This window comes from Lentzea sp. NPDC051208, from assembly GCF_040682435.1.
Classification (GTDB): Bacteria; Actinomycetota; Actinomycetes; order Mycobacteriales; family Pseudonocardiaceae; genus Lentzea; species Lentzea kristufekii.
Genome location: NZ_JBFBAW010000008.1, coordinates 182,890 through 206,581, shown reverse-complemented (window position 1 = coordinate 206,581; position 23,692 = coordinate 182,890). Strand labels below are relative to the sequence as shown.

General features: G+C 67.0%; 23 protein-coding genes and 3 pseudogenes. 11 read left to right on the top strand and 15 right to left on the bottom strand.

Annotated features, from left to right (window positions below):
- Nucleotides 1-239 precede the first annotated feature (239 nt).
- Entirely contained in the window at nt 240-590 is a 351-nt protein-coding gene (locus AB0M48_RS21505) for a hypothetical protein (RefSeq protein WP_363844654.1), read from the top strand.
- A 197-nt stretch (nt 591-787) separates the two neighbouring features.
- A complete protein-coding gene (locus AB0M48_RS21500) occupies nt 788-1,555 on the top strand; it encodes an AfsR/SARP family transcriptional regulator (RefSeq protein WP_363844651.1) in 768 nt (255 codons plus the stop codon).
- Between the two features lie 4 nt (nt 1,556-1,559).
- On the opposite strand, the gene AB0M48_RS21495 is transcribed toward AB0M48_RS21500, so the two are convergent.
- Genes AB0M48_RS21495 through AB0M48_RS21485 form a run of 3 tightly spaced genes read right to left on the bottom strand, consistent with a single transcriptional unit; the run spans nt 1,560 to nt 4,412 of the window.
- Nucleotides 1,560-2,228 (bottom strand): response regulator transcription factor, encoded by a 669-nt coding sequence (locus tag AB0M48_RS21495; RefSeq protein ID WP_363844648.1) that lies wholly within the window; start codon nt 2,226-2,228, stop codon nt 1,560-1,562.
- A complete protein-coding gene (locus tag AB0M48_RS21490; RefSeq protein ID WP_363844645.1) occupies nt 2,213-3,310 on the bottom strand; it encodes a hypothetical protein in 1,098 nt (365 codons plus the stop codon). The genes AB0M48_RS21495 and AB0M48_RS21490 overlap by 16 nt, the downstream gene beginning before the upstream one ends.
- Nucleotides 3,303-4,412, bottom strand: a complete 1,110-nt coding sequence (locus AB0M48_RS21485) for an ATP-binding protein (protein WP_363844642.1) — start codon at nt 4,410-4,412, stop codon at nt 3,303-3,305. The genes AB0M48_RS21490 and AB0M48_RS21485 overlap by 8 nt, the downstream gene beginning before the upstream one ends.
- A 452-nt stretch (nt 4,413-4,864) precedes the next feature.
- Between AB0M48_RS21485 and AB0M48_RS21480 the strand changes: the two genes are divergently transcribed.
- Nucleotides 4,865-5,701 (top strand): SDR family oxidoreductase, encoded by an 837-nt coding sequence (locus AB0M48_RS21480; protein WP_363844639.1) that lies wholly within the window; start codon nt 4,865-4,867, stop codon nt 5,699-5,701.
- Between the two features lie 525 nt (nt 5,702-6,226).
- On the opposite strand, the gene AB0M48_RS21475 is transcribed toward AB0M48_RS21480, so the two are convergent.
- Nucleotides 6,227-7,387, bottom strand: coding sequence for a glycoside hydrolase family 5 protein (locus AB0M48_RS21475; RefSeq protein ID WP_363844636.1), 1,161 nt, complete (start codon nt 7,385-7,387; stop codon nt 6,227-6,229).
- A 912-nt stretch (nt 7,388-8,299) separates the two neighbouring features.
- Here AB0M48_RS21475 and AB0M48_RS21470 point away from each other — a divergent pair.
- From AB0M48_RS21470 to AB0M48_RS21455, 4 genes and pseudogenes are all read left to right on the top strand, one after another.
- A pseudogene (locus tag AB0M48_RS21470) lies at nt 8,300-8,779 on the top strand (ABC transporter permease); the annotation flags it as partial.
- Nucleotides 8,780-8,894: 115 nt separating this feature from the next.
- The gene (locus AB0M48_RS21465; RefSeq protein WP_363844633.1) at nt 8,895-10,106 is read left to right on the top strand and encodes a cation:proton antiporter; all 1,212 of its coding nucleotides are present in this window, start codon (nt 8,895-8,897) and stop codon (nt 10,104-10,106) included.
- Nucleotides 10,106-10,351, top strand: a complete 246-nt coding sequence (locus tag AB0M48_RS21460) for a hypothetical protein (RefSeq protein ID WP_363844630.1) — start codon at nt 10,106-10,108, stop codon at nt 10,349-10,351. Before AB0M48_RS21465 ends, AB0M48_RS21460 begins: the two co-directional genes overlap by 1 nt.
- Nucleotides 10,341-11,159, top strand: coding sequence for a hypothetical protein (locus tag AB0M48_RS21455; protein WP_363844627.1), 819 nt, complete (start codon nt 10,341-10,343; stop codon nt 11,157-11,159). Before AB0M48_RS21460 ends, AB0M48_RS21455 begins: the two co-directional genes overlap by 11 nt.
- Here the strand turns inward: AB0M48_RS21455 and AB0M48_RS21450 are convergent, their stop codons facing one another.
- The 10 genes from AB0M48_RS21450 to AB0M48_RS21405 form a co-directional block, all read right to left on the bottom strand.
- Nucleotides 11,160-13,217 carry an acyltransferase family protein gene (locus tag AB0M48_RS21450; protein ID WP_363844624.1) on the bottom strand — a complete coding sequence of 686 codons (2,058 nt, stop codon included), beginning with the start codon at nt 13,215-13,217 and terminating at the stop codon, nt 11,160-11,162.
- Nucleotides 13,218-13,511: 294 nt separating this feature from the next.
- Nucleotides 13,512-14,141: an NAD(P)-binding protein gene (locus tag AB0M48_RS21445; protein ID WP_363844621.1), complete on the bottom strand. Its 630-nt coding sequence runs from the start codon at nt 14,139-14,141 to the stop codon at nt 13,512-13,514.
- A gap of 117 nt (nt 14,142-14,258) precedes the next feature.
- A complete protein-coding gene (gene nhaA / locus AB0M48_RS21440; RefSeq protein ID WP_363844618.1) occupies nt 14,259-15,590 on the bottom strand; it encodes a Na+/H+ antiporter NhaA in 1,332 nt (443 codons plus the stop codon).
- A 134-nt stretch (nt 15,591-15,724) separates the two neighbouring features.
- Entirely contained in the window at nt 15,725-16,027 is a 303-nt protein-coding gene (locus AB0M48_RS21435) for a DUF3040 domain-containing protein (RefSeq protein ID WP_363844615.1), read from the bottom strand.
- 39 nt (nt 16,028-16,066) lie between these two features.
- Entirely contained in the window at nt 16,067-17,113 is a 1,047-nt protein-coding gene (locus tag AB0M48_RS21430) for an SPFH domain-containing protein (RefSeq protein WP_363844612.1), read from the bottom strand.
- 4 nt (nt 17,114-17,117) lie between these two features.
- The gene (locus AB0M48_RS21425; protein WP_363844609.1) at nt 17,118-17,549 is read right to left on the bottom strand and encodes an NfeD family protein; all 432 of its coding nucleotides are present in this window, start codon (nt 17,547-17,549) and stop codon (nt 17,118-17,120) included.
- Nucleotides 17,550-17,681: 132 nt separating this feature from the next.
- Nucleotides 17,682-18,806, bottom strand: a complete 1,125-nt coding sequence (locus tag AB0M48_RS21420; RefSeq protein WP_363844606.1) for a helix-turn-helix domain-containing protein — start codon at nt 18,804-18,806, stop codon at nt 17,682-17,684.
- The gene (locus AB0M48_RS21415) at nt 18,767-19,198 is read right to left on the bottom strand and encodes an SRPBCC family protein (protein ID WP_363844603.1); all 432 of its coding nucleotides are present in this window, start codon (nt 19,196-19,198) and stop codon (nt 18,767-18,769) included. Before AB0M48_RS21415 ends, AB0M48_RS21420 begins: the two co-directional genes overlap by 40 nt.
- 31 nt (nt 19,199-19,229) lie before the next feature.
- Nucleotides 19,230-20,126, bottom strand: coding sequence for a YbaB/EbfC family nucleoid-associated protein (locus AB0M48_RS21410; protein ID WP_363844600.1), 897 nt, complete (start codon nt 20,124-20,126; stop codon nt 19,230-19,232).
- A 500-nt stretch (nt 20,127-20,626) separates the two neighbouring features.
- The gene (locus AB0M48_RS21405; protein WP_363844597.1) at nt 20,627-21,004 is read right to left on the bottom strand and encodes a hypothetical protein; all 378 of its coding nucleotides are present in this window, start codon (nt 21,002-21,004) and stop codon (nt 20,627-20,629) included.
- A 444-nt stretch (nt 21,005-21,448) separates the two neighbouring features.
- On the opposite strand from AB0M48_RS21405, the gene AB0M48_RS21400 reads away from it, so the two are divergent.
- From AB0M48_RS21400 to AB0M48_RS21390, 3 genes and pseudogenes are all read left to right on the top strand, one after another.
- Nucleotides 21,449-22,027 (top strand): PH domain-containing protein, encoded by a 579-nt coding sequence (locus tag AB0M48_RS21400; protein ID WP_363844594.1) that lies wholly within the window; start codon nt 21,449-21,451, stop codon nt 22,025-22,027.
- Nucleotides 22,028-22,308: 281 nt separating this feature from the next.
- Nucleotides 22,309-22,737, top strand: coding sequence for a hypothetical protein (locus AB0M48_RS21395; protein ID WP_363844591.1), 429 nt, complete (start codon nt 22,309-22,311; stop codon nt 22,735-22,737).
- 29 nt (nt 22,738-22,766) lie between these two features.
- A pseudogene (locus AB0M48_RS21390) lies at nt 22,767-22,904 on the top strand (IS30 family transposase); the annotation flags it as partial.
- Between the two features lie 68 nt (nt 22,905-22,972).
- Here the strand turns inward: AB0M48_RS21390 and AB0M48_RS21385 are convergent.
- Nucleotides 22,973-23,104: pseudogene (locus AB0M48_RS21385) on the bottom strand (IS256 family transposase); the annotation flags it as partial.
- Here AB0M48_RS21385 and AB0M48_RS21380 point away from each other — a divergent pair.
- Nucleotides 23,051-23,659, top strand: coding sequence for a glycoside hydrolase (locus tag AB0M48_RS21380; protein ID WP_363844588.1), 609 nt, complete (start codon nt 23,051-23,053; stop codon nt 23,657-23,659). The pseudogene AB0M48_RS21385 and the gene AB0M48_RS21380 overlap by 54 nt on opposite strands.
- Nucleotides 23,660-23,692: the final 33 nt, after the last annotated feature.

The following is a 23,692-nucleotide window of genomic DNA, read 5'->3' as shown; positions in this document are numbered from 1 at the left end:
TGGACGGCGAGTGCTCTTCACGAGCACTCGCCGCTTTGCGTTCATGTGTTGGGCGGCCAGCCCTGAAGGTGTGCGAGCTTTCAATCCCGGAATCCTTTGTGGACCGCGCTGGCTCGGTGAGCGCGCTTTCACCGCTGCGACAGCCCGGCGAAAGCGCCGCCGGGATTCTTGTCATGTCGTCGGCCGAGGGGGCCGAAGGACAAGGGGCAACTCGGAGGTTGTACGATATGATCAAGAAGATGGCACTCACGCTCGGCGCACTCGCGCTCGCCTTCGGCGGTGCCGCGGCGATCGCGCCGGCGGCGCACGCGGACAGCAGCGCCAAGACCAGTGCCGGTGCCAGGGCGACCTTCACCTCGAGCGATGAGGTGTTCAAGCTGTACGACGAGAAGTGCGACGGCTACAGCGTGTACCTCGTGTACAAGCTTCGCGGTGGCTCCGAGCAGCGGATCGAGTTCAGCGGCGGGTGCAACAAGAGCGGCAAGTACGACAAGAACTTCTCCGAAGGCTCCAAGGTCGAGTACAAGGCCTGCGTGAACGTCAACAACGCCCGCGACAAGTGCTCGGCGTGGTCGACCGACTTCGCCTGAGGTGACGAGCCGGTTCGGTGAACCGGTGGCAGGACGGCGGACGGTCCACCAGGGTCACACTCCTGGTGGACCGTCCGCCGTGCTGATGTCCCCGGCTTCCTCGTCCCGTGTCGGCGGCGTTTTGCGGTGTCCGGCGAACGCCTGACAGTCCTGGCCCGTCCGGAAGGCTGGAATGGACTCACCGAAGGGGGAGGGGCATGGAGTTCCGGGTGTTGGGAGAGGTGGAGGTCCGGCACGGTGGCCGGGTCGAGGTGTTGACCGGGCGGCTGCGGCGGGTGCTGCTCGGTGTGCTGCTGGCTCGTGCAGGACGGCCCGCGCCGGTGGACGTGTTGACGGAGGCGCTGTGGGGGGAGCAGCGCGATCCGCGGGCGCCGCAGAAGTTGCAGGTGCACGTGCATCGGTTGCGGGTGGCGCTCGGTGAGCCGGGCCGGGTGTCGTTCGGCGCCGCTGGTTACCGGTTGCGGGTCAGGCCGGAGGAGGTCGATGCCGAACGGTTCGAGGCGATGGTCAAGGTCGGTACGGCGATGGCGGAGCGGGAGCCGCAGCGTGCGATCGGGCTGCTGCGATCGGCGATGACGTTGTGGCGCGGCGAACCGTTCGCGGATGTGGAGGTGCCGGCGCTCGTGGACTGGGGGCGTCGGCTGGCCGAGTACCACCTGGTCGCAGTCGAGTCGCTCCACCAGGCGGAGCTGGCGTGTGGCCTGCACGAGGCGGTGATCGGTGAACTTTCCGGCCTGGTCGGGCAACACCCGCTGCGGGAACGGCTGCACGAGCTGCTGATGACCGCGCTCCACCGCGCCGGTCGCCGGTCCGAGGCGCTGGACGTGTACCGCAGGGCACGCCACGCGCTGGTGTCCGAGCTGGGCCTGGAACCAGGGCCGGTGTTGCGTGAGCTGCACCGCCGCGTGCTCGCCGGTGCCGTTCCCGATCAGGCGCCGAGCGCCGTCCTCGGGCGTGCCGGGTGACGCCTCACGGCGCGGCCTCGTTCAACTCGGCCAGCGTGATGACGCCGTCGTCGAGCGCTCGGGTGATGAGTTCGCTCTTGGTGCTCGCGGCCCGTCCGACGTTGGCGTACTTCACCCGGACCCTCGCGATGTAGGTGTCGACGGTCTTCGCGGTGATGTGCAGCTTCGCGGCGACGAGTTCCTTGGAGGACGACGCGAACCACGCTCGCAGCACCTCGGCCTCACGCGGTGACAGGCGTGGCCGGTCCGGTGTGTCGTCCGCAGCGAGCGCACCGGACAGCGAGGGCGCGGTGTAGCCCCGGCCTTCGGCCGCGACCCTGACGGCGGGGACGAGGTGCTCGGGGCCTTCGCGCTTGGTCAGGTAGGACAACGCGCCGAGGTCGATGCACTTGATCGCTGTGGCGTTGTCGGCGTGCTGTGAGTACACGACCACTCGCCGGCCGCTGTCAACGAGCCGGCGGAGCTCGCCGAAGTCGGGTTTGCCCGGTACGAGTTCCAGGTCGAAGATCACCACGTCAGCCTCGGCGCCCTGGCCGGTCCACACGTCGGCGAGGCGGTCACCCGCGTCGACGAGACTGATCGGCGGATCGGCCTGCTCGCACCAGTACCGCACGCCCGCCGCGATCGCCGCGTGGTCGTCCACGATCACTGCCGTGATCAACTCGGTTGCCACTGGGCCTCCACCCACACCGTTCCACCGTTGCCGAAGACTTCTACTCGCACGTCCGGCGTAGCCGGCGAGGGCACCGCGGGCTCGGTGCAGTCCGCCACCACGCTGACCGACACCGAGTCGGCACCGCCGACCACGGTGACCCGCGCCCACGAGCCCGCCGTCGCGAGTGCGGTGAGCGCGGCGTCGGTCAGGTCCCGCCGGACGGCCACGGGTGGCGTCGGCCACTGGCCGCGCGCGTCGAGTTCGACCTCGACCCCCTTGCGGTCCGCGATCTCCGCGCAGTGGCGCAACTCGTGCAGCAGCGGGTTCGCGACCGTGTCCGTTTCCGCGAACAGCCGACGCATCCGGGACGCCTCGATGGCGCACCGACGTTGCACCGCCGGGTCCGACGGCGTGAGCGATCCGTCCGCGAGGCCGGTCAGCAGCGGGACCGTCGTCTCGCTCAGTTCGGTGAACCGCTGGGTCCGGCGCCGATGGGCGGCTGACGCGGCGGCTTCCGCGGTGCGGGCCAGTTCCAGCTCGCGGGAGGCCCTCGCCGCCTCCGCGGCGATCCCGCCCAGCACCGCCGCCACCACGGCCATGAGCAGCGGCAGACCGAACACCGTCACGGAACCGGTGGTGAACCGCACCAGCGCCGCCCGGTCCACCTCGTGGAACACCAGCAGGTTCGCCAGCGCGAGCAGCTCGTGCGTGATCAGGAATGCCAGGAAGGTCCGCAAAGGACGATCGAGCAGCACGACGGCCCCTGCCCAGTTCGCCGCTCCGAACAACCAGTCCACAGTGGTCGACGTCATGCCGTCCGGCAGGGTCAGGTAGGACAACGCGGACGCGGCGAACACCACGGCGATGGCGAGCCTGCGGCCGGTCCGCCAGGGTCGCTGCCGCGCGACCAGCACCGCCTCGGCGGCCAGCACGGCGGTCAGTGCGGCGAAGGCGGTGAACTGGGCCACCGGGAAGTCGTGGAACTCCAGTCCGTGCACCAGGTTGATCAGACCGAGCACGTCCACCGTCAGCACGGCGAGGATCAGCGTGGCGATCCGCAGCCCTCGCCGCAGCTGTGCCCTGGTGCCGTCGTCATCCATCCGGCCTCCACTCGAGCCGTACCACCGTGCCCGCCCCCTCGGCCGAGATGACGGTGGCCTCGCCGCCGACCCGTTCCATCCGGCCGTACACGGACTCACGGAGCCCGCGCCGGGATGTCGACGCGCCATCGGTGACGGCGAACCCCCTGCCGCTGTCGGAGATCTCGACGCGCACCGCGTCCTGGCCGCCGCGCAACCGGACCAGCGCCCGGTCTGTCCCGGCGTGCCGGCGCACGTTGTTGAGGGCTTCCCCGACCGCGCCGGTGATCGCGCCGGCCACGTCGAACGGCACCTGTACCGTCTCCGGCGCGTCGAGTTCGACGATCAGGTGGCCGGCGTCGAGGTCGGCGCGCAGCAGGTCCACCAGATCCGCCTGCTCCGGTCGTCGCTCGCCGGTGGAGGAACGCAACCGGGCCAGGTCGCGACGGGCCTGCGGAGCCAGCCAGCTCGCACCCACCGGGACCTGACCGGTGCCGACCATCAGCAACGTGGTGGCCGCGGTGTCGTGCAGCGAGTTCGCGAACTCCCGCTCCTCAGCCCGCACGGCCGCGACCACCGCGGACTCGCGGCGTGCCCGTTCGGCCTCGGCCGCCACGCGGTCGGCCCGTTCGGCCGAGCGGGTGACCACGGTCCAGGCCGCCCTGGACATGACCGCCATCACCGGCACCCACAACAGCGACGAGGTCGGACTCTGCCCGGCCAGAGCGAGGATGACGAGCATCGAACCACCGGTGACCAAGGCCGCGACGGTGCCGGTCACCGGTGCGGTGTGCCACTGCCAGGTCACGCACGCGAACGTGACGAGGAGTCGGAGCCACGCGGTGTTGCCGTCTTCCACCGCACCGGTCCAGAAGACGCTCAGGCACAAACCGAGCAGCACGGCCATGTCCAGGGCGACAGGCGTGGTGGCCGTCCTGCGCAGCCATGCTTGCGCGCACGTCCAGACCACCGCCACGGCAACCATCAGCGCGGTGGCCGTGACCTTGCTGGCGGAGGACTGCAGCAGGGCGACCGCCCCGATGGGCGGCAGGGTCGCGATGCGCACGGTGACGGCGTAACGGCGGCCGAAGCCGTTCAACAGCCGTACGGCTTCACCTGCCACCCGTTCCCCCGGCCGAGTCGACTGGAATCAAATGTCGCTTCGTGACGTTACCGGTCGGAACCCCCAGATGGACGGGAATCGGCCGAATCGCGGTTTCAGGACCGCGTTGACGAGCTTCCGGCGGCAAACCCGGCCAAGTCCGGCTGGTCACCAGTGCCTCCGGCGGCAACGTGCGTGCCCCCAGGCCGGTGACGGCATGCTCTTCCCACACCTGAGCACTGACCACAGTGGACTGGGCAGTTCCGCCGCGTGTGAATGCGAGCTGATGGTCGAACTGGCCACGACGAGGCCGAACGCCTCGTCAGCGCGCCGATCACTGCTCGCCACCGGGCTGGCGCGACCGGATCGTGTAGCTCCACGCCTGCCGACTGGTGGGTGACGGCAGCGATGGGTAAGGATGCACACTCGAGCGCGTTGTCTCGAAGCTCCGATCTCAACGGCAAGGATCGAACATGTCGGCTGAACACCCCACTGCGATCATCACCGGTGGGACCGGCGGCATGGGGCTGGCAACGGCGAGGCTGATGGGTCACGACCACCGGATCGTGCTGGCGGACCTCGACCAGACGCGCCTGGACGATGCGGTGCGCGAGCTCACCGCGGCCGGAGTTGAAGCAGTCGGCGTGGTGTGCGACATCACCGGCAAGGCATCCGTCGAGCAACTGTTCCAGCGCGCGGAGTCTGAGGGAAGTCACGTCCGGGCAGTGGTCCACGCCGCTGGAATCAGTCCGCACATGGGTACGGCTGAACGAATTGCTCGCATCAACGCGACCGGCACCGTCAACATCGCGCGGGCATTCCTCACGCGGGCCGCGGACGGTGACGCACTCGTCAACGTGGCATCTACCGCCGGACACAGCATTCCCAAGATCCTCGTCCCGCTCCGCGCTTTCCGTCTCGCCGAGCAACGGCCCGACGACTTCGAGAAGGCGATCGTCAGTCGCGCGAGGGTCGTCGGCCGGAAGCTGAAGCCCGGACTGGCTTACGCGATCAGCAAGAACTTCGTCCACTGGTACAGCCGTTACCTCGCAGCCGGGTTCGGGGAGCGCGGAGCGCGAGTCGTTTCCGTCTCTCCGGGGAGCTTCGACACCGCGATGGGGCGCCTGGAGGAGAACCACGGCGCCGGCGAGCTGGTGAAGTCGGCGGCGATCAAGCGATTCGGCAAGCCCGAGGAGGTCGCGGCTGTGCTGGCGTTCTGCGCGAGCGAAGCACCCGGCTATCTGACCGGGGTCGACATCCTGATCGATGGGGGTACCAAGGCCGGGAAGGAGTTCGCAACGGCCCGGTAACCCGCCCGGACTCGTACCCGGTGCTGTGGATCGGGGATGGTGTTCTCCCCCCTCGGTGACGAAGTACGCGTTCGGTGCGAACTTCGTCGTGTCGTCGACGAGGCCGGAGTCGTGTACGAGGCGGACGATCCTGCCGTCGCCGTGCCGCGGGGATCTGGCCGCTGATGTGGAGCGGTCAGCGGTGTGAGGCCACGCCTGCGCCGCACCTCGTCCGCGATGTCCGGGACCGTGGTGCTGATAGGCACCATCGGGGCGAGTCCGGTCATCGACCGTCTTTACGCACAGGGGCGGCTGGACACCGCGAAGGTGGCAGGCCGATGGGAGGCGTCGGTGACGCAGGTGGTGGCGAGCCCACTGCCTGGAGTGGCGCGGGCGCTGGTGATCGCGGGCAGCGACCGGCGTGGCGCGGTGTACGGCATCTGCGACATCCCGTTCGGGAACAGCGGCCACGAAGACGGATTGGCCGGGCGAAGACCATCGTCCTCGCCCGGCCAGTTCTGTTGTCGATGGTCGCTGTTGCGGATGCTAGCCGGCGAGGCCACCCATGATTGCGTTGATGATGCCCTGCTGCGTCACCGTGCGGGCCCTTCGGTCGAACAGTCCGAACCCGTACTGCCCGTTGTGCCCGTTGTCCCAGTAAATCGTGACCGCGCCGTATTTCTTCGAAGTCGCTACGACGGCACGTGCGAAGTCCGCGCGGTACCTGTTGTTCGACGAGTCGAACGACGACTTGTCGATCGAGCCGTATTCACCGACGACCACCGGGTAGCCCTTCGAGACGAAGACGTCGCGCATCAGCTTCAACTGGGAGTCCAAGTAGTCTTCCTGTCCCCAGGTGGACTTCTTCGAGGAGTTGGTCGATCCTCGTCCCCACTGCGTGATCCGGCTGTTTTCCTCTCCTGCGAAGTCCCACGGAGCGTAGTAGTGCACGGAGATCATGATGCGCTTCTCGTTGCTGGGGATCGAGGGGGACCGGTACTGGTCGCTCGGCAGCACGAAGCCGTAGTTCCCCGCGGTGTAGTCGATGTTCGTGTTCCAGCCGGGTACGAGCAACCAGCGCGAACCGTTGTTCCCGCCGGCCCGCCGCACGGTGTCCACGAAGATCTGGTTGTAGCTGTTGATGTTCGAGTAGCACGGCTGGGTCGGTCGGCCGAACTGCCCGTCGAAGTTCTCGTTCATCGACTCCAGGACCAGGCGCTGGTCGTAGTTCTGGAACCTCTGCGCGATCTGCTGCCAGGCCCTCTGGTACTTCGCCTTGATCGTCGACTGCGAGGACGAGTCGCAGATCAGCCAGGAGCCGGCGAAGTTCTTGTACCCGTCGCCGTGCATGTTGATCAGCACGTACATGCCGCGGTTGTACGCGTAGTTGACGACGGCTTGGATCCTGTCCAGCCAGGAGGAATTGATCGTGTAGTTCGGCCCGGGACCTATGTGCCTCAGGTAGGAGACCGGGATTCGGATCGTTTTGAACCCGGCGGCCCTCACCTTGTCGACAAGAGCCTGAGTGACGACCGGCTGACCCCACGCCGTCTCGTTCGGGGTTCCGTCGAGGGTGCCTTCCAGCTGGTTGCCGAGGTTCCAGCCCGCGCCCATGTCGGCGACGATCTGGGAAGCGTTCAGCTGGTTCCTGGTGTCGGCTGACGCAGGACTCGCCAGGCCGGACGCGGACGCGGCAATCGCCAGCACGGTTGCGAGGAAGCAGGCCCTGAACCTTCTAACTTTTGAACCCATAGGTTTCTCTTTTCCGGCCTTGAGGGTGCCAAGGTCAGGTAGGTCCATCTGTCGCATCTGCGGAGCAGGGGAAAGTGAATTCCAACATGGCAGGGCCGATCTGTGCAGTCAATCCTTGTCTTGTGGGAAATTGGCGAACGACGGGCGAATTCGACGATATTCGATTCGAAACGGCTAGATCGAGCGGTATCGCCAACGGGGATTGGATTGTGCGGTTCACCGTCCGGACTGTCGCGGTGCGGCCGTCGAGTACGCCCTGCGCGGTCAGTCCGGCGCTACTCCGCGTCTTCTCGGGCGATTTTGACAGGGCCGGGGAAGGACATGTTGGTGGTGGCCTGGTATCGCGCGCAGTCAGGGCGTTTGCGAAGGCTGTAGTACTCGGCGGGCCGGGCGCCGGTGTGTGAATGGTCCGGGTGATCCGTCCGATGTGGAGCGCACCGGTCCGGAGGTCAGTCAGACGTTCAGATCACCCGTCGCCGACACCTTGCAACGCCTGGATGTCGTCACCGACAACCACATGCGCCAACGCGTCGTCCGCCATCCCGGCTGCCGAGTCGGATCGATGGGCAGGACTTCACGGTGGTCGGCTGTACTCACGTTGATGCTCGCGCCGTTGCCGACCAGGAGCCTGCCCCATCCGCGACCCGCGATGTCCGTCAGCCAAGCCCCACGCGCAGCAGGTGTGGGCGAGAATTGGACGTTCATCGTGATGGCTGTGCCCATGGTGCAGCTTCGCTGTCCTTCGGCGGGCGTCAGCAGGGACGCCCTCAGCGGGCGCAGCAACGGAAGCGGCGCTGCCCGGTCATCGATCCGGGCGCCCGTTGCGAGCTCCGGCCAGGCCGCCCTGAATGAGCGCTCAAGACGCGACGATCTCGCGTGCCGTTGGTGACCGCTGTTGCGTTCACCGTCGCCGTTCTGGTCGGCGGGCTGTTCATGTTCATACTCCAAGACCAGGACCGTGCCCGGTCACTCGGTTTGATCGGCACCAAGGCCACGCTCGTCGGCGGTCAGGCGGACTGGCCGGCGTACGTCTCCTTCCTCGCCCAGATCACCGCTGTGGGCGGGATCGTGGTGTTCGGTCTTGTCTCGGTGTGGCTGTTCGGGCGGGAGTTCAGCCAGAACACCGTCAAGGACCTCCTGGCGTTGCCGACCTCCCGGACCTCGATCGTCGCGGCCAAGTTCGTCGTGGCTCTGGTGTGGTGCCTGGCGCTGACGTTCCAGCTGCTTGTCCTCGGTCTGCTGATCGGTGTGGCGCTCGGCCTGCCGGGTCTGTCCGCGGAAGTGCTGGCTTCCGGCGCGGCGGTGATCGTGGCGACCGCGATGATGACGGGTCTGCTCACCACGCCGGTTTGCTTTGCTCGGAGCTTTGCGGCATCTTTGCGCGCGGTGCGCCGGGAAGTCTGGTCGGCAACGCTCATCACGAACTCGTGGTGGGCCTGGTCGACGTGGGCGGAGTTCTTTGATGGCGCTGGTTCTGGCGTTCGGTGTGGTCCTGCTGATCAGCGTTTCGCTGTCCGGTCTCGCCGCGCGCACCATCCTGTCGACGGCGTTGATGTTCCTCGTCGCGGGCGCGTTGATCGGCCAAGGCGGCCTCGGGCTCGTCGACATCCCGTCCAACAGCGGTTTCGTCACGGTTCTCGCTGATCTCGCGCTGTTCACCGTCCTGTTCACCGACGGTCAGCGGGCAGGCTTGCCCGACCTGAAGCAGGGGTGGCGGCTCTCGGGCAGGGCGCTGGGCCTGGCCATGCCGCTGACCATGGTCGGCATCGCCGTGCCGACGCACTTCCTCACTGGACTGGACTGGACGACGTCGTTCCTGATCGGCGCGATCCTCTCGCCGACCGACCCGGTGTTCGCCTCCGCGATCGTGGGCCGCACCGACGTACCCGCCCGGCTGCGGCGCCTGCTCAACGTCGAGTCCGGACTCAACGACGGTCTCGCGCTGCCGTTCGTGCTCATCTTCCTGGCGACGGCCGCCAACAAGGACACCGACTTCGCCACGATCGGCATCGAACTCGCCGCAGGGCTCGCTCTGGGCATCGTGATCCCCGCGGTCGTCGTGCTGTCGTGGCGGCTGCGGATCTTCACCGCCGAACCTCGGCTGCAAGCGTTGGGGCCCCTGGCGATCGCGGTGATGCTGTACGCGGCCTGCCACCTGACGCACGCCAATCCCTACCTCGCCGCGTTCGCCGCCGGGTCGACCATCGCCACCCTGGACCGCGTCGCGGCAGAGCACTTCGAGCACTTCGGTGACCTCCTGTCCGAGATCACGAAGTTCGCGGCACTGCTCGTCTTCGGCGCGCTGATCACGCCGGAACGCCTCTCGCACCTGACTCTGGGGGATTGGGCCGTCGCGGTCATCGCGATCCTGCTCGTGCGCCCGGCGGCGATGATGTTGTCGCTGCTGCGCACGCCCCTGCCCGCACGCGAACGTTCCGCCGCAGCATGGTTCGGACCGAAGGGCTTCGCGTCCGTGGTCTACGGGCTTCTCGTCCTGCAGGCCGGGATTCCGGCCGGTGAGCACGTCTTCGACCTCGTGGCGATCACCATCGCGTTGTCGATCGTGCTGCACTCCTCGACGGACGTGCCCGTGGCCAAGGCGCTGAGTTTCGAGCCTCCGGACGGGCTGCCCACAGGCCGGCCTGACGACCGGAAGGAGCGCGAGCAGGCCTGATGGGATCGCAGAACCCGACCCTCGTGTGGGCGGCGCTGGTGATGCTGTCCTTCTTCGCCACCCCGCGGCGCTACTGGTACGTGCAGTTGCCCGCCGTCCTCGGCTGGGCGTTGGTGTGGTTCGACGGCGAGTTCACCGGTCACTGGACGGACTCCCTGGGACTGGCCGTGGCCGGCGTCAGCATGTTGTGGCTGTGGTTCGGCAAATCTCCCGGCAACACTGAGAGACGCCGCCATGAGTCCTGATGCGGAAGCGGTGTTGCGCGAACGGTGGTTGCGCGGCCAGCGGTACGTCACAGCGTTCTCCGTGTTGCTTCCGGCCTTGCAGTTCCTGCTGTGCACCGCGATCGTCATGCTCGCAGGTGACGGAATCTTCTCGTCTGCGGCGATTGCGCTGGTGCCGATCGCTGTCGCAGCGCTGGCGCTGCGCATCTGGCTCCGCCGCCAGACACCTCATGACCCGTCGTCGTGGCTACCCGCGGCGTTTCTCGTAGTGGCAGTGCAGCAGCTGTCCATCGCGATTCCCGCCTATGGCATCGCTGCCGGCAGAACACTTGACGCGTTGACCGGACTGACCGCCTTGTTCTTCGGCAGCTGGAGTGTCGCGGTCGCGACCTGCGCGGCAGCTCATCGCGCGAGCCGCGCTCTCCTCACGCCGCTCATCGCCGAACTCGGATCAGCTGATCTGCGCTTGACGCTCGAGGTGCGGGCCGCGGTCAACGGTCCTGAACTCGTGTCGGCTCAGCTCGTCGTCGGTCGTGACCGTGTCGAGTGGACCGTGCGCCTGCACACGGGCCGCGGTCGGGGATCGAGGTCGGACACGTCGGTTCCGTTCCGAGATCTCATCCGTGTCATGCCGGTGACCTTGCCAGTTGTTCCGGAGCTGCGGCCGTGGACCGTTCTGCCCGGAGGCATCGCGTTGTACGCCCAAGCAGGACCGGCCGTCCTGCTGACGTCCATCGAGGACGAGTGGCTCATCCCTGTGCACGATTCGGTGCTCGTCACCGAACTTCTGAACCGTCGCCGAGAACTGTGGGTACTGGGAACGAGCTGATCACGCCCCGGCGAGGTCGGCGAGCTGAGCTAGCAGCGCCTCCTCCACGATGGGGCTCATGGTTCCCATGTACGTGCCGCTCACGTGGTTGTCGTCGAGGTAGACCTGCACGTTTCCGATCGTCGGCGGGCACAGGTCCTCGGTGCAGAAGTAGTCGCTGAAGTCCAAAAACGACGTGTTGCTCGGCAGGTCCTCGATCAGCGCGTACGGCGCCTCCGGTGCCAGCAGATCCGCTCGTGGCACGCTGCAGTGTGGCGCCTCGCGACCGTGCGTGGCGGCACACTGCGGTGGGGAGAACGAGTGCCTGGGGTTGTCCCGCACGGCGATCACCGGAATCTCGGCCTCCTCCAGCTTTCGCCATTGGGCGACGAAGCCGGACGGTGTCTCCTCGGTGAGGCCGACTCGAACGTTGCGGCTGCCGTTGGTGAACACGGCGTCCGGCTTCATGCGGATGATCTCCTCAGCCGCGTCGGCGTTCCACTTGATGCATTCCCGGTCTCCTGGCATCGCGTTGGCGTCCGCGGAGAACGGGCATGCGCCCTTGAGCATGTGGACGATCTGCCAGTTGTGCCGGCGGGCGACGGGGGAGAGGGCAGCGAGGTACTGCTGCATGTGTGAGTCGCCCACGACCACGATCCGCTTGGTCGCTGGCGGAGACACCGGTGACGAGCAGATTTCGAGGATGTTGTTGTTGGCCGTTCGCCTGCAGGTGGCACCTTCGATGGCGGCGAAGTCCTGAGGCAGCGCCACCAGCGGTGGCACCACGGCCGCGTTCTCGTCGCCCCAGAACTCGAATCCGGGCTGTCGCATCAAGGCACCCGGATGGTCGGGATCGGCGACGAGGCTTGCGTACGTCCGCGCCTTGCGCACGCTGACCTCGTTCCAGAGGCCGGCGGCGACCAGCACCGGCACGAGCATTGCAGTGCCCAGCGCGTAACCGCCCCAACGTGACCGTGTGCCCACTGTGGACTCGCGCACCGGATGCTCGACCAGGTGGTAGGTCAGCGCGGCCAGCGCGAACGAGACGGCGATGATCACCGTTCCGCCGGCGAGGCCAACGGCCGCACGGTCCCGCGCTACCAGGTAGAACACCAGCACCGGCCAGTGCCACAGGTACAGCGCGTAGCTGAGGTCGCCGACATAGCGCATCGGTCGTGTGGTCAGCCACCGGTCGGCTCCCGCGCGGCTTCCGGTGGTTCCCGCCGCGATCACCGCCGCCGCGCACAGCGTCGGCCACAGCGCCGCGTATCCCGGGAACACACTGCCCACCTGCAGGACGAGTCCGCACGCCACCAGGCCGAGCACGCCTGCCCAGCCGAGAACGATCCGCGACATTCGCGACAAGACGACGAGGTCGATCACCAAAGCGAGCACACCGCCCAGCGCGAACTCCCAGACACGCGTCAACGAGTGGAAGTAGGCCAGCTGTTGCTGGGCCTCGGTCAGCATGATCGAGTAGGTCAGCGAGGCCGCGAACGCCACCGCGAGGCACCACGCGACCGAGCCGCGCACCGGACGGCCAAGACGGGCCCCCAGGAATGCCGCCAGCGCGACGAGTACCGGCCACACGAGGTAGAACTGGCCCTGGATCGACAGCGACCAGAAGTGCTGGACGACGCTCGCCTCGTTGTGCTGGTTGAAGTAGTCCGCAGAGTCAGCCGCGAGCTGCCAGTTCTCCACGTACAGCGCGGCGGCGACGACCTCCTTGATCGTCTGGAACCAGCGGTTCTCCGGTAGCACCAGGATGCTCACCGCCATGGACGCCGTGAGCACGACCAGCGCGGCGGGGAACAACCGCTTGATCATGCGCGCCCACAGGGATCCGAACATGATCCCGCCGCCCTCCGCGGCGCGCACGAGCTGGCCGGTCATGAGGAAGCCCGACAGCAGGAAGAACACGTCGACGCCACCGGACACCCGGCCCAGCCACACGTGGTAGACCACCACCAGGACGACGGCGAGGGCACGCAGTCCCTGCAGTTCCGGCCGGTGGCGCCGTCGCCCGGCCGACGCGGAGCGCGCCGGGGTGGTGGTGGCCGCATCGCTGGTGGAAGGCACGAGAAAGATCAACTCCGGGGGTGGTTCGGCTCCGTCGCCGACCAGACTTCCCGGCACACCATGACGCCCAGCGGACGTCAGCGACGGAACCGTACCCGTCTTCGCCGCGCATTTGCCAATCCGGTAATTCGATCTTCAGCAACCACACAGCTCTCTCGTCGTAGTTGCCTGGTACCACAGGGTCTGGCGTCTGCTGTCCGACGCGGTGATCGGATGCGTGCGCGATGAAAGTCCTCCACGGCCGCGTTCCGGCCGTCTGGTCGCCCGGCGCCCGAACCGTCTTCAGGCATGGGGTCACATCGGCCGGGCTTGGATTTCGAGAAGACGGTCCCCGGCGCGCAGCACGAGCGGTTCGTCCTGGTCACGCCAGCTGTGGGTGATGCCGCGCAGGGCGGCGAGCACCGCTGGGCCACACGCAGACAGGCGCCGGTCGATCTCGCCCGGCGTGACCTCCCGCTCGACGAGGACCAGTTCAGTGACATCAGGAGCGTCGACATCCGCCGTGCCACCTTCCGGCGGCGCGAACGGGATGTCGCAGGTGAGGAGATCTGGGAAGGTCTCGCAGACCGCGACGTGGTCGGCGCCCAGGGACAACGCGAGTTCACGCCAGCGGGGTTGGCGGAGTGCGATCACGACTGTCGCCTGGTCGTTGAGCGCCCGGACTGCGGAGACGATGCGCAATGCGGCTGCGTCACTGGTGACCGCCACGATCACTCGGGTTGCCAGCGGGATGTTCGCTGCGCGCAGCGTCGCGACGTCGGTGCCGTCACCGACAACCGGCCGGGAGCCGTCACGGGTGATGTGAGCAGCACACGCGAGATCGCGGTCGACCACGACGGAGGACTTGAGCTGACGGTCGGTCAGCGCGCGCAGTATCTGGTGAGATCTGCGGCCATAGCCGATGAGCACGGTGTACGAGGCCATGAAAGCTCCCAGGTCACGGCATAACAACTCGACCGCCGACCAGACTTCCCGGCACACCTGAAACGGAAGAATAACCGTTGACTGACGAACTGACCCCGCGCAAACCTCGGAGTGTCGTCAGCCGTCTGCGGGCCTGCGGTTCCCCGTGGTCGCACCACTGCTGGTGGGCGCTGTCCGCTGGTGCACGTCCGGGATGCCGTCGTTGTCCGCGTCGCGGGTCTCTTCTTCGTAGATCCGGCGGTACACCCTGTTGCGCACGCGAAGGATCACGGTCGCGATCAGCGCGGACAGCACCGAGCCGAGCAGCACGGCCACCTTGGCGTTGCTGTAGCCCGCGCTGCCCTCGCCGAACGACAGTTCGCTGACCAGGAGCGAGACGGTGAAACCGATGCCGGCGAGGATCGACAGGCCGACCACGTCGATCCACGCCAGGTCGTCGTCCAGATCGGCCTTGGTGAACCGCGCGACCAGCCAGGTGGCGGCGGTGATGCCGATCGGTTTGCCCACCAGCAGGCCGAGCACGATGCCGAGCGTCACGCTGTCGGTGAGCGAGGTGACGAAGCCGCTCAGGCCTCCGATCGAGACACCGGCGGCGAAGAAGGCGAAGATCGGCACGGCGACACCCGTGGACAGAGGCTGCCACCGGTGCTGGAAGATCTCGGCCAGACCAGGGCCCTCGCCGGACTTGCGGATCACCGGCACCGCGAACCCGAGCAACACCCCCGCCACCGTCGAGTGGATCCCGGAGGCGTGCATGAGTGCCCACGTCGCCACCGCGAGGGGGATCAGCAGCCACCATGACCGGACGCGTCGCTGCACGAGCACGGTGAACAACGCCAGTGGGACGAACATCAGCAGCAACGGCAGCAGTGCCAGGTCGTCGGTGTAGAACAGGGCGATGATCACGATGGCGATCAGGTCGTCGACGACCGCGAGGGTCAGCAGGAACGTTCGCAGCGCCGACGGGAGGCACCTGCCGATGACCGCGAGCACCGCGAGGGCGAACGCGATGTCGGTGGCGGTGGGGATGGCCCAGCCGGACAGAGCGGGCCCGCTGCCGAGGTTGACCGCGGTGTAGATCAACGCCGGCACGAGCACGCCGCCGAACGCCGCCGCGATCGGAACGGCGGCACGACGAGGATCACGCAGGTCGCCGGCGACGAACTCGCGTTTGAGCTCCAGGCCCGCGACGAAGAAGAAGATCACCAGCAGGCCGTCGGAGGCCCATTCGGCGAGACTGAGCCGCAGGTGCAGGGACTCGGGGCCGATCTCCACCGAGCGCAGGGTCTCGTAGAGCGACGACCAGGGCGAGTTGGCCCACACCAGGCCGACCACCGCCGCCACCAGCATGATGACGCCGCCGACGGTCTCAAGGCGGAGCAGGTCGGCGATGCGCTTGGCCTCGGGCCAGGACGCGCGGCTGAACAGCCGGGTCTTCACGGGTTCCACAGCTCACTCCGGGTGTCGTCGGCCGCATCGCCGACCAGACTTCCCGGCACACCATGCCGCTCGTCACGGCAACAGCCCGACCGTACCTCACGATCAGGCAGCGGGACTGTCGATGTGATCTTGTCCGGAAAGGATCAGGTCGATGTCCTGCGGTTCCGCCACACCTGGACGATGACGGCCACCGGGCCGGACGCGGTCACCGCCGCGCCGATCGCGATCAGCACGGTCGATGACAGCGACACGCCCGTGATGACCACCACCAGGCCAACGGCGTAGATCAGCAGCAGGCCGATCAGCCTCAGCACACGCGGCGGCAGCAGGCGATGCGGTGCCGGCGTTGTGGCGAGTTCGGCCGCGAACGTGGGATCGTCCTCGGCGAGACGTTGCGCGATGTCGTCCAGTTCGCGCTGCTCGTCCTCGGCCAATCCCACTGTCACGCACCTCCTGAACCCGCCACATCGACTGTCCGCGCCTGCTCAGCGATCCGCCAGTTCCGGTCGCAGCGCGGACCGCGCGTTCACCGGTTCGGCGGCTTCTGCCGCGTCCGCGACCGCTTCGGCAGCGGCCTCGCTCGCCCGGGCCACGTCCTTCTCGGCCTGTGCCGCGGCGGCCTCGACGGCTTCGTCGGGCTTGGTGGCGGCCGCCGATCGCGGCAGCACCTCCGAGAACGCCTTGGAGACGTCCTGCAGCGCGGTGGTGACCTCGCTCGGAATCACCCAGAACGTGTTGCCGGGACCCTCCGCGAGCTTGGGCAGCATCTGCAGGTACTGGTAGGCGAGCAGCTTCGGGTCGGGGTCGTTGCGGTGCACCGACTGGAAGACCTGGTCGATCGCGCGGGACTCGCCTTCCGCCTTCAGGATCGTGGCGGCCCGGTTTCCTTCGGCGCGCAACACGGCGGCCTGCTTGTCACCCTCGGCCGTGAGGATCTGCGACTGGCGCTGCCCTTCGGCGTTCAGGATCGCGGCCCGCTTGTCGCGTTCGGCCCGCATCTGCTTCTCCATCGCCTCCTTGATGCTCTGAGGCGGGTCGATGGCCTTGATCTCCACCCGGTTCACCCGCAGGCCCCACTTGCCAGTCGCGTCGTCGAGCACACCGCGCAACTGGTTGTTGATCGTGTCGCGTGAGGTGAGGGTCTTCTCGAGATCCATGGACCCGACGACGTTGCGCAGAGTGGTGACCGTGAGCTGTTCGACCGCCTGCAGGAAGCTGGCGATCTCGTAAGCGGCGGCGCGGGGATCGGTGACCTGGAAGTACAGCACCGTGTCGATCTGCACGACCAGGTTGTCCTCCGTGATCACCGGCTGCGGCTGGAACGACACCACCTGCTCGCGAAGGTCGATCGGCGGGTAGACGCGGTCGATGTAGGGGATGACGAAGTTGAGACCGGGCTTGAGGGTGCGCTGGTACCGGCCCAGGCGTTCGACGTTGCGCGCTCGGGCCTGCGGCACGATGCGCACGGCGCGCAGGACCGTGAACGCCGCGAAGATCGCGAGCACGAGTCCGGCGACGAGCAATGTGGACATGGACTCACTCCCGTGGATAGACGACGGCGGTGGTGCCATCGATGTGCAGAACGTCGACCGTGCTTCCGGCGGGAATGACGAGCGACTCGTCGTACGGACGGGCCGTCCAGTCCTCGCCACGGAGGCGCACGAGGCCCTCGTGGCCGTTCACCTCGCGCAGCACGTAGGCCGAAGCGCCGACCAACGCTTCCACGCCGAACCGTTCCAGCCGCGGCTGCAGCATCATTCGCCGCGCCCAGGGCCTGATGAGCACCACACCGGCTGTGGACACGACGCTGAACACCACGAGCTGGCCAAGAAGCGGCAGACCGATCGCCGCCGTCCCCGCCGTGGCGGCAGCCGCGGTGGCGAGGATGCCCAGAGCCGCGGTGAAGGTGAAGATCTCGGCGATGGCCAGCACCAGCGCGATGATCAACCAGATGAGCCAGGGATCCATGGTGCGACCCTCCCTAGGTGGAGGTACGCCTCGAACGTGCGACGTCTCCCCTTCATCGTGGATCCGATCCTGTCCGGCGGACAGGTGCCCGCCCGGCCATTTGGACCGCCGTTGCCTGCCGGTGCCCGGCAATCAGCGAGTCGGCGCAGCCTGGGGCCAGCCGAGCAGACGCGCACCGAGCACTGCCACCTGAAGGATGAACGCCTGGGCGGGATCGTCGGCGCGGTAACCGGTCAGTTCGCGCACCCGATCGAGGCGGTAGGTGACTGTGCGCACGCCGACGCCGAGATTCTTTGCGGTAGTGGTCGTCACCCGCCCGGAAGCGAAGTACGCCTCTAGCGTGTCCATCAGACGCTCAGCCCCTCCGCGAGCGCCCAGCAGCGGCTCGAGCACGGCGGTGACGAGTTCGCCGAGTGCCGCGCTGTCGCGTTGAAGTACTTGGTAGACCAGGAGATCGGCGGCTTTGACGAGCCGCTCGCTCAGGTTGAGCCGTTCGGCGAGGTCGAGGGCGTTGCGGGCCTGTTCGAAGGAGCGGACCGCACCTCCGGGACCGGACTGCGGCTGGCCGAGACCGACCCGCCACGCGGAGGTCCGTCCTACCACCTCGCCGACCTGACGCGCGAACTCCTCGGGCGCACCATCGAGGTCGTGCGGGACCACGCATACCAGGAGGCCTTCGCGCGCGGCCACGAGCACATGGCGGGAGCTGAACCGCAGACTCATAGCGGCCTGGATACTCGGAGTCGCCGTACCCGAGTCGAGGAACGGCTCGGACGTGGATGCCGCTGCGACGACGTTCGTGCCGGCGAGCTGCAACCCGTACCGCTCCGCGCGTTCCGCGAGCTGGCCGAGGTCGCGCCCGGTGAGCAGGTCGTCGATGAACTCGTGACGCAGCGACTCGTCGCGGCGCAGGGTCCAGCGTTGGCTTTCTTCGTAACCCTTGGTCAACTCGCCGACGGCGTCCTCCGCCGCCTGGAACAAGGCGTCACCAATTCGTTTCAGCGCGTCGGCACTCGCTGCGGCGTCCTCACCGGGCAAGGTGGCCCAGGTTCGCCCCGTCGCCTCGAGATACCCCTTGATCAGCTCACGCAGCGGCACCCCGCGCGCCGCCGCGTCGGCACCCGTGTCGTGCAGGTCACGCCGCTCTTTGGCCGAGAGCGATCTTCTCGCCCGGCTGATATCCCCTAGCGCCTGCACGAACACCGGCACATCCGCAGTCATCTTGTTCGGCACTGGGCCGGTCGACTTCCTGGCCATGTGACCTCCGTGGAGTCAGGCGCGAACTCAGCGCGGACCTCGGAGGCCAATGCCGCCAACGCCTCATCGATCCAAGCGTCGACACGCGTCCTGCGCACGCCGCGCGGCACGTGCAGGTCGACCGACACCACGCTGGTGTTGTCGCCGAGCCGGAGTACCCGCAGCCGACCCGAGTAATCGGCACCGCTGTCGGAACCCCACTCGACGCACAGCCGCCTCCAGTCGATCATGATTGGCATCTCGACATCCCGGTCGCGGAACCACAGGCGCAGAAGTCGCGGCCCCGAGATCTCGGTCTCGACACCTGGTGGCAACCACGCCATGTTCGCCAGGTCGGCGGCGATCTGGAACACGGTGTCGGCGTCAGCATGGATCGAACGGCTTCGTGGCAACGCAGTCACACTCCTTTGTGGACTCCGGACCTCATGCGGCGAGCTCGGCGACCTGCTGCGCGAGAGCGGGCAACTCCTCCGTCCTCTGTTTTGTCGCGTACCGCTCGACCATGAGGTGCTGGACCTGCTTGCGAACAATCCTGTGCGCCTGGTCGATGCACACCATGAGATCCGCGGAGACGAGCTGAGGGCTCTTCCCCCGAATTCCTTCGGTCAACTCGATGCCGGTGGTGAGCCCGTCCGCGTTCACCGTCACCGAGACGGAGCCGTCGTCAGTGGACGAAGTCGCCTTCGCGGTGCCGAGCAGTCGCATCATCTCGTGGTACCGAGCGCGTTCCTGCTCGATCGCAGCCTCGACGCGCTGTTCCCACCGCGCCTTCCGTCTGCGTAGCAGCGCACACACCGCCGCCGCTTCGTGTGCGGGAATTGTCCACCGGCCTGACGAGGTGTGCAGCACCAAGGCGGGCGATGTGCCGTTGTCCACGCTTGCCATCGTGATGGTCACGTCGTGGAGGTTGCGGAAAGACACGCCCGCATCGAGGCGGCCACCTGCGGTGCGACAGCTCCAGTCGACTCGGTCGGTGCCGATCATGATGCGGGACAACGAACTGCGGAACACCAGCTGGAGCGGAGTGGAACCGAGCTCGGCCACCGGCGACGCGAGCAACGAACGGCACGCGCGCCGGGCGAGCGACCACGCCGAACCCGCGCTCAGAATTCCGAGGGCGAGCAACGCTTTCAGCGCCACAGCGGTCCCGGTCGCCGAACGCAGGGCCACGCCGAAACCCGGGATCACGCCGAACACGAGTTGGCTGCCGGTCATCAGCACTGTCGCGGGGAACCACGAGGCGGGATCGGTGAGACCGTCGCGACGCAGCCACGCCACAAGCGCTACGGACAGCAGGGCCGCCACGACAACGGGAATCACCGACCATGTCGTCGCTGAGGCAGTCGGGTGGGGAAACAGCGCGAACGTCAGGCAGATCAACCCGAGCAACGCGGGAAGACCCACCATCGATGCCAGCAGGAGCACTCTTGCGTGGTGCCATCGTGCGGCCAGTACGACAGCTACTTGTGGGCTGTCGATCATCGGAATCATGCGGGGAACCAAAACCACGGCACACCTCACCCCTAGCGGTCCTGTGGCGTGAACGCCTTGCAAGACGGGAGTAGAAGAGCAGCTCGAACCGAGTGCCCGCCAAGCCGAAAGAACGCGCGGTTCAGCGTTCGGGCGGATGGCCCGTCTTGCTCGACAGGGGAAGGAAACATGCGGAGAAGGATGATCGAAGCCGGGGCATGGCACCTCAAGTCGCGTATCCGTTCGTCACCGTGTTGTGACGGACGGGCCGACCAGGCTTCCCGGCGCTCCACCCATAAAGATGCCGTAAGAACGCTCACAAGGCAAACCCCGGATGGGTCCCTGCGCCTTCAGGGGAATCGCTGTTGCCAGCGGGTCATCAGCAGATCGACCGGGCGTTCAGGTCGGCACGAGCCGATGAGCTGGCCGAACAGCCTGCCGAGCACCACCGGCGCGAGCGGCCGCACAGTGACGCCGCTGATCTGCGGTGTCAACCTGAGGACATCCTCGTCGTGGTCACCGGGCTGGTGAGCAATGCCTTCGATCACGGTCGCGGCTGCACAGCCTGGTTCCCGATTGCGCAACGCACTTCTGCAACACAGTGGTTGAGGCGTTGACGGGCGGTTATCGCCTGGCGGCGGCGCATGACGCGGTGACGCGGTGCGGTTCGAACTGCTCGTCGCTCGAACATGCGAGGACCAGATCTGATCGTCGTCGATCCGGATCATGTTTCGCCGTCCTCGTCGGTCTCCTCCGGGCAAAGGGAAGATCGTCGTCGTTCTGGCGTTCCTGCGACACGTTGCCAGCAAGCTATGCATATTTGGAAGTGTCAAGCTCGCCAGTGCGGCTGCGACAGTCCAGGCCATGCCTTGTTTCCAGCATCATCTGCCTCGTCACCGAGCACGCGTTCCTCGAGACCCGGCCCCGCAATCGCTTTGACTCAAAACGAACGCCGCGTCGGTGACCACACTATTGGACAATGAAACTCAACCGGTCCGACCGCGTTTCAGATGTGACTGCTCCACCCGACACGCCGGCCGCGACCAAGGTCCCCGCGATCATCGAGCCGAGCCCGGACTAGATGCACCACTGGCTCTACGGTGTGCAGAGCGGGATCATGCCCGAGCCGCGGTGATCAATGTCCAGCTCGGCCGGGGGAGCCTGGTCGGTTGGTGGAGCAATCGGAGAAGGTAGTGGTGACGCGAAGTCGCGGGACGGCGAAGGTGGTGCTGCGCCGAAGGTTCGACAGCATGCTCGGTTGGGTAGGCGTTCCCGGAGCAATTGTCGCTACCACCTATGCACTGTTGACTCCCTTCCCTGATACCCAATTCACTGACCAGCTCGAGTTCATCCTGGCTATGGCACCCCTGACATGGTTCATGTGGATGGTGTCCGCGCATCCGGTCGTGAAGGTTTACGAGTCGGGTGTGTTGGTGGTGAACTGGTTTCGCAGGTACTGGGTGCCGTGGGCCGAGCTGGCTTGGGTCGAGGCGACCGAAGAGGTCAACCTGATGCTCGTGTCCGGCGAGCGGATCGGGATGGCTTCGGGTGCGTCTTCCGTGGCCAGCTCGCTGAGGGGAAATCAGCTGCAGGCCCGGTTCAGGGACGCGGTGGAACGCAATCGCCCGAATCCGGTCACCGTTGGCTCCGGCGGAGTGGTCAGGAGTCTCGACCTCTGCCCGTGGCACTTCCTCGCCTTGATCGGGTATCTGCTGATCGTCGCCTGGTTGGGGGTTCACCCGTCGATCTGATCTTCGCTGGTTCTTGCGGATGGGACACTACTGACTCGTATGGCGCAGTTCCGGTGTAGCGCTGTTCAGCGCTATGAGCACCTAGTAGTTCTGCAAGGGGCGGCGATCGGACAGGGTGCGCTTCGGGCGTCGTGAGGCTCAGGACCGGCGGGGCGGTTTCGCGGCCGAACGTGTCGCTGTCAGGCTGGCCAAAGCGGCGGCTGCTGGCGCAAGCGGTGCTGCTGACGGATGACGATGTGACGGGGTTGACCGCTCGTCCAGAGGAAGGGCAGAAGACCTCAGTGGGCGAACTTGAGATCGAGGTCGAGGACCTCCACTGGGGTCGAATCCCATATTTCACCAGATACCGCATCAACCGGCGTCGCAAGCGCCGCGAGACCGGGCTGCTCATGTTCACGACCAGCCGCACCTCAGTGCGGCACACCGCATCCCGCTACTTCCGGATCAACCAGGTCCGGGAGAACGGCGAAGTGCTCGCGGAGTCCGACTCCCAGTTGCCGTTCTCCAAGTTCCGGCGGCTGAGTCCTGGTGTGCACCAACTCGTGCTGTGCTCGGGCACCCTGACCAAGGAAGTGAGTGTCAGCCGCGAGGTCGAGCTCAAACCAGGCCAACTCCTCGTGGTGGGCTGCCGCCCTTCCTACTCCTACCGGCCGTTCAACAAGAACCCGCCGCCGGACCGATGGTCGATCGGCGTCTTGGATCCGCGCTGACGATCACACTCGGAAGAGTCGATCAGTGACGCCAGTACTTTCCCAAAGGAACCGACCTCTCCCGCTGGAGCGCCAAGGACGTCGCCGCTGTAGCCGCCACGCTCATCTCGCGACCCCGCAGGACACTCGGCTGGAAGACACCCGCCGAAGTCTTCGCTGAACATCTTGTGCCGCTCGAAAGTCATCGCTGCATGTGGGTCTGTCAAACGAACGGCGTAACTCAGGTTGAAGGAAGCTACTTGCGCCCGGCGGCCAGGCGGCCGTCGAAGGCGATGTCGAACGCGTTGAGCGCGGGTTTCCACCGCATCGTCCAGTGCGCACGGCCGGTGCCGGTCGGGTCCAAGCTCATGATGGCCATGTAGACGCAGGCGCCCTGGCCGCCGCCGGCCCACCGCAGGCCGCGGGGCAGGAGGCGGACGTCCGGTCCGTCACGGTCCGCCCCGACCCGTCCTACCAGCAGCCGGCGTTCGAGGGCTGGGGCACGAGCCTGGTGTGGTTCGCCAACATCACCGGCGGCTACCCGGACGAAATCCGCAACCACCTAGCCGACCTGCTCTTCGGCGAGGACGGGCTGCGGCTCAACATCGCCCGCTACAACATCGGCGGCGCGAACGCGCTGGACGTCCGCAAGGACTACATGAAGGTCGGCGCGACGATGGAGGGCTCCTGGCGCGCACCGGAAGGCACCACCCGCGAGGACGTGGACTGGTGGGATCCGGACAACCCGGAGCACTGGGACTGGGACGCCGACGCGAACCAGCGGTGGTGGATCGACCGGATCAAGGACAGGGTTGACACCTGGGAGGCGTTCAGCAACTCGCCGCCGTGGTTCCAGACGGTCAGCGGGTACGTGTCGGGCGGATTCGACCCCAGCGCTGACCAGATCCGCGCCGACCGGGTGGACGACTTCGCCGAACCCTGACAACCGTTCGGCCACACGAACCCCCTTCTCCGC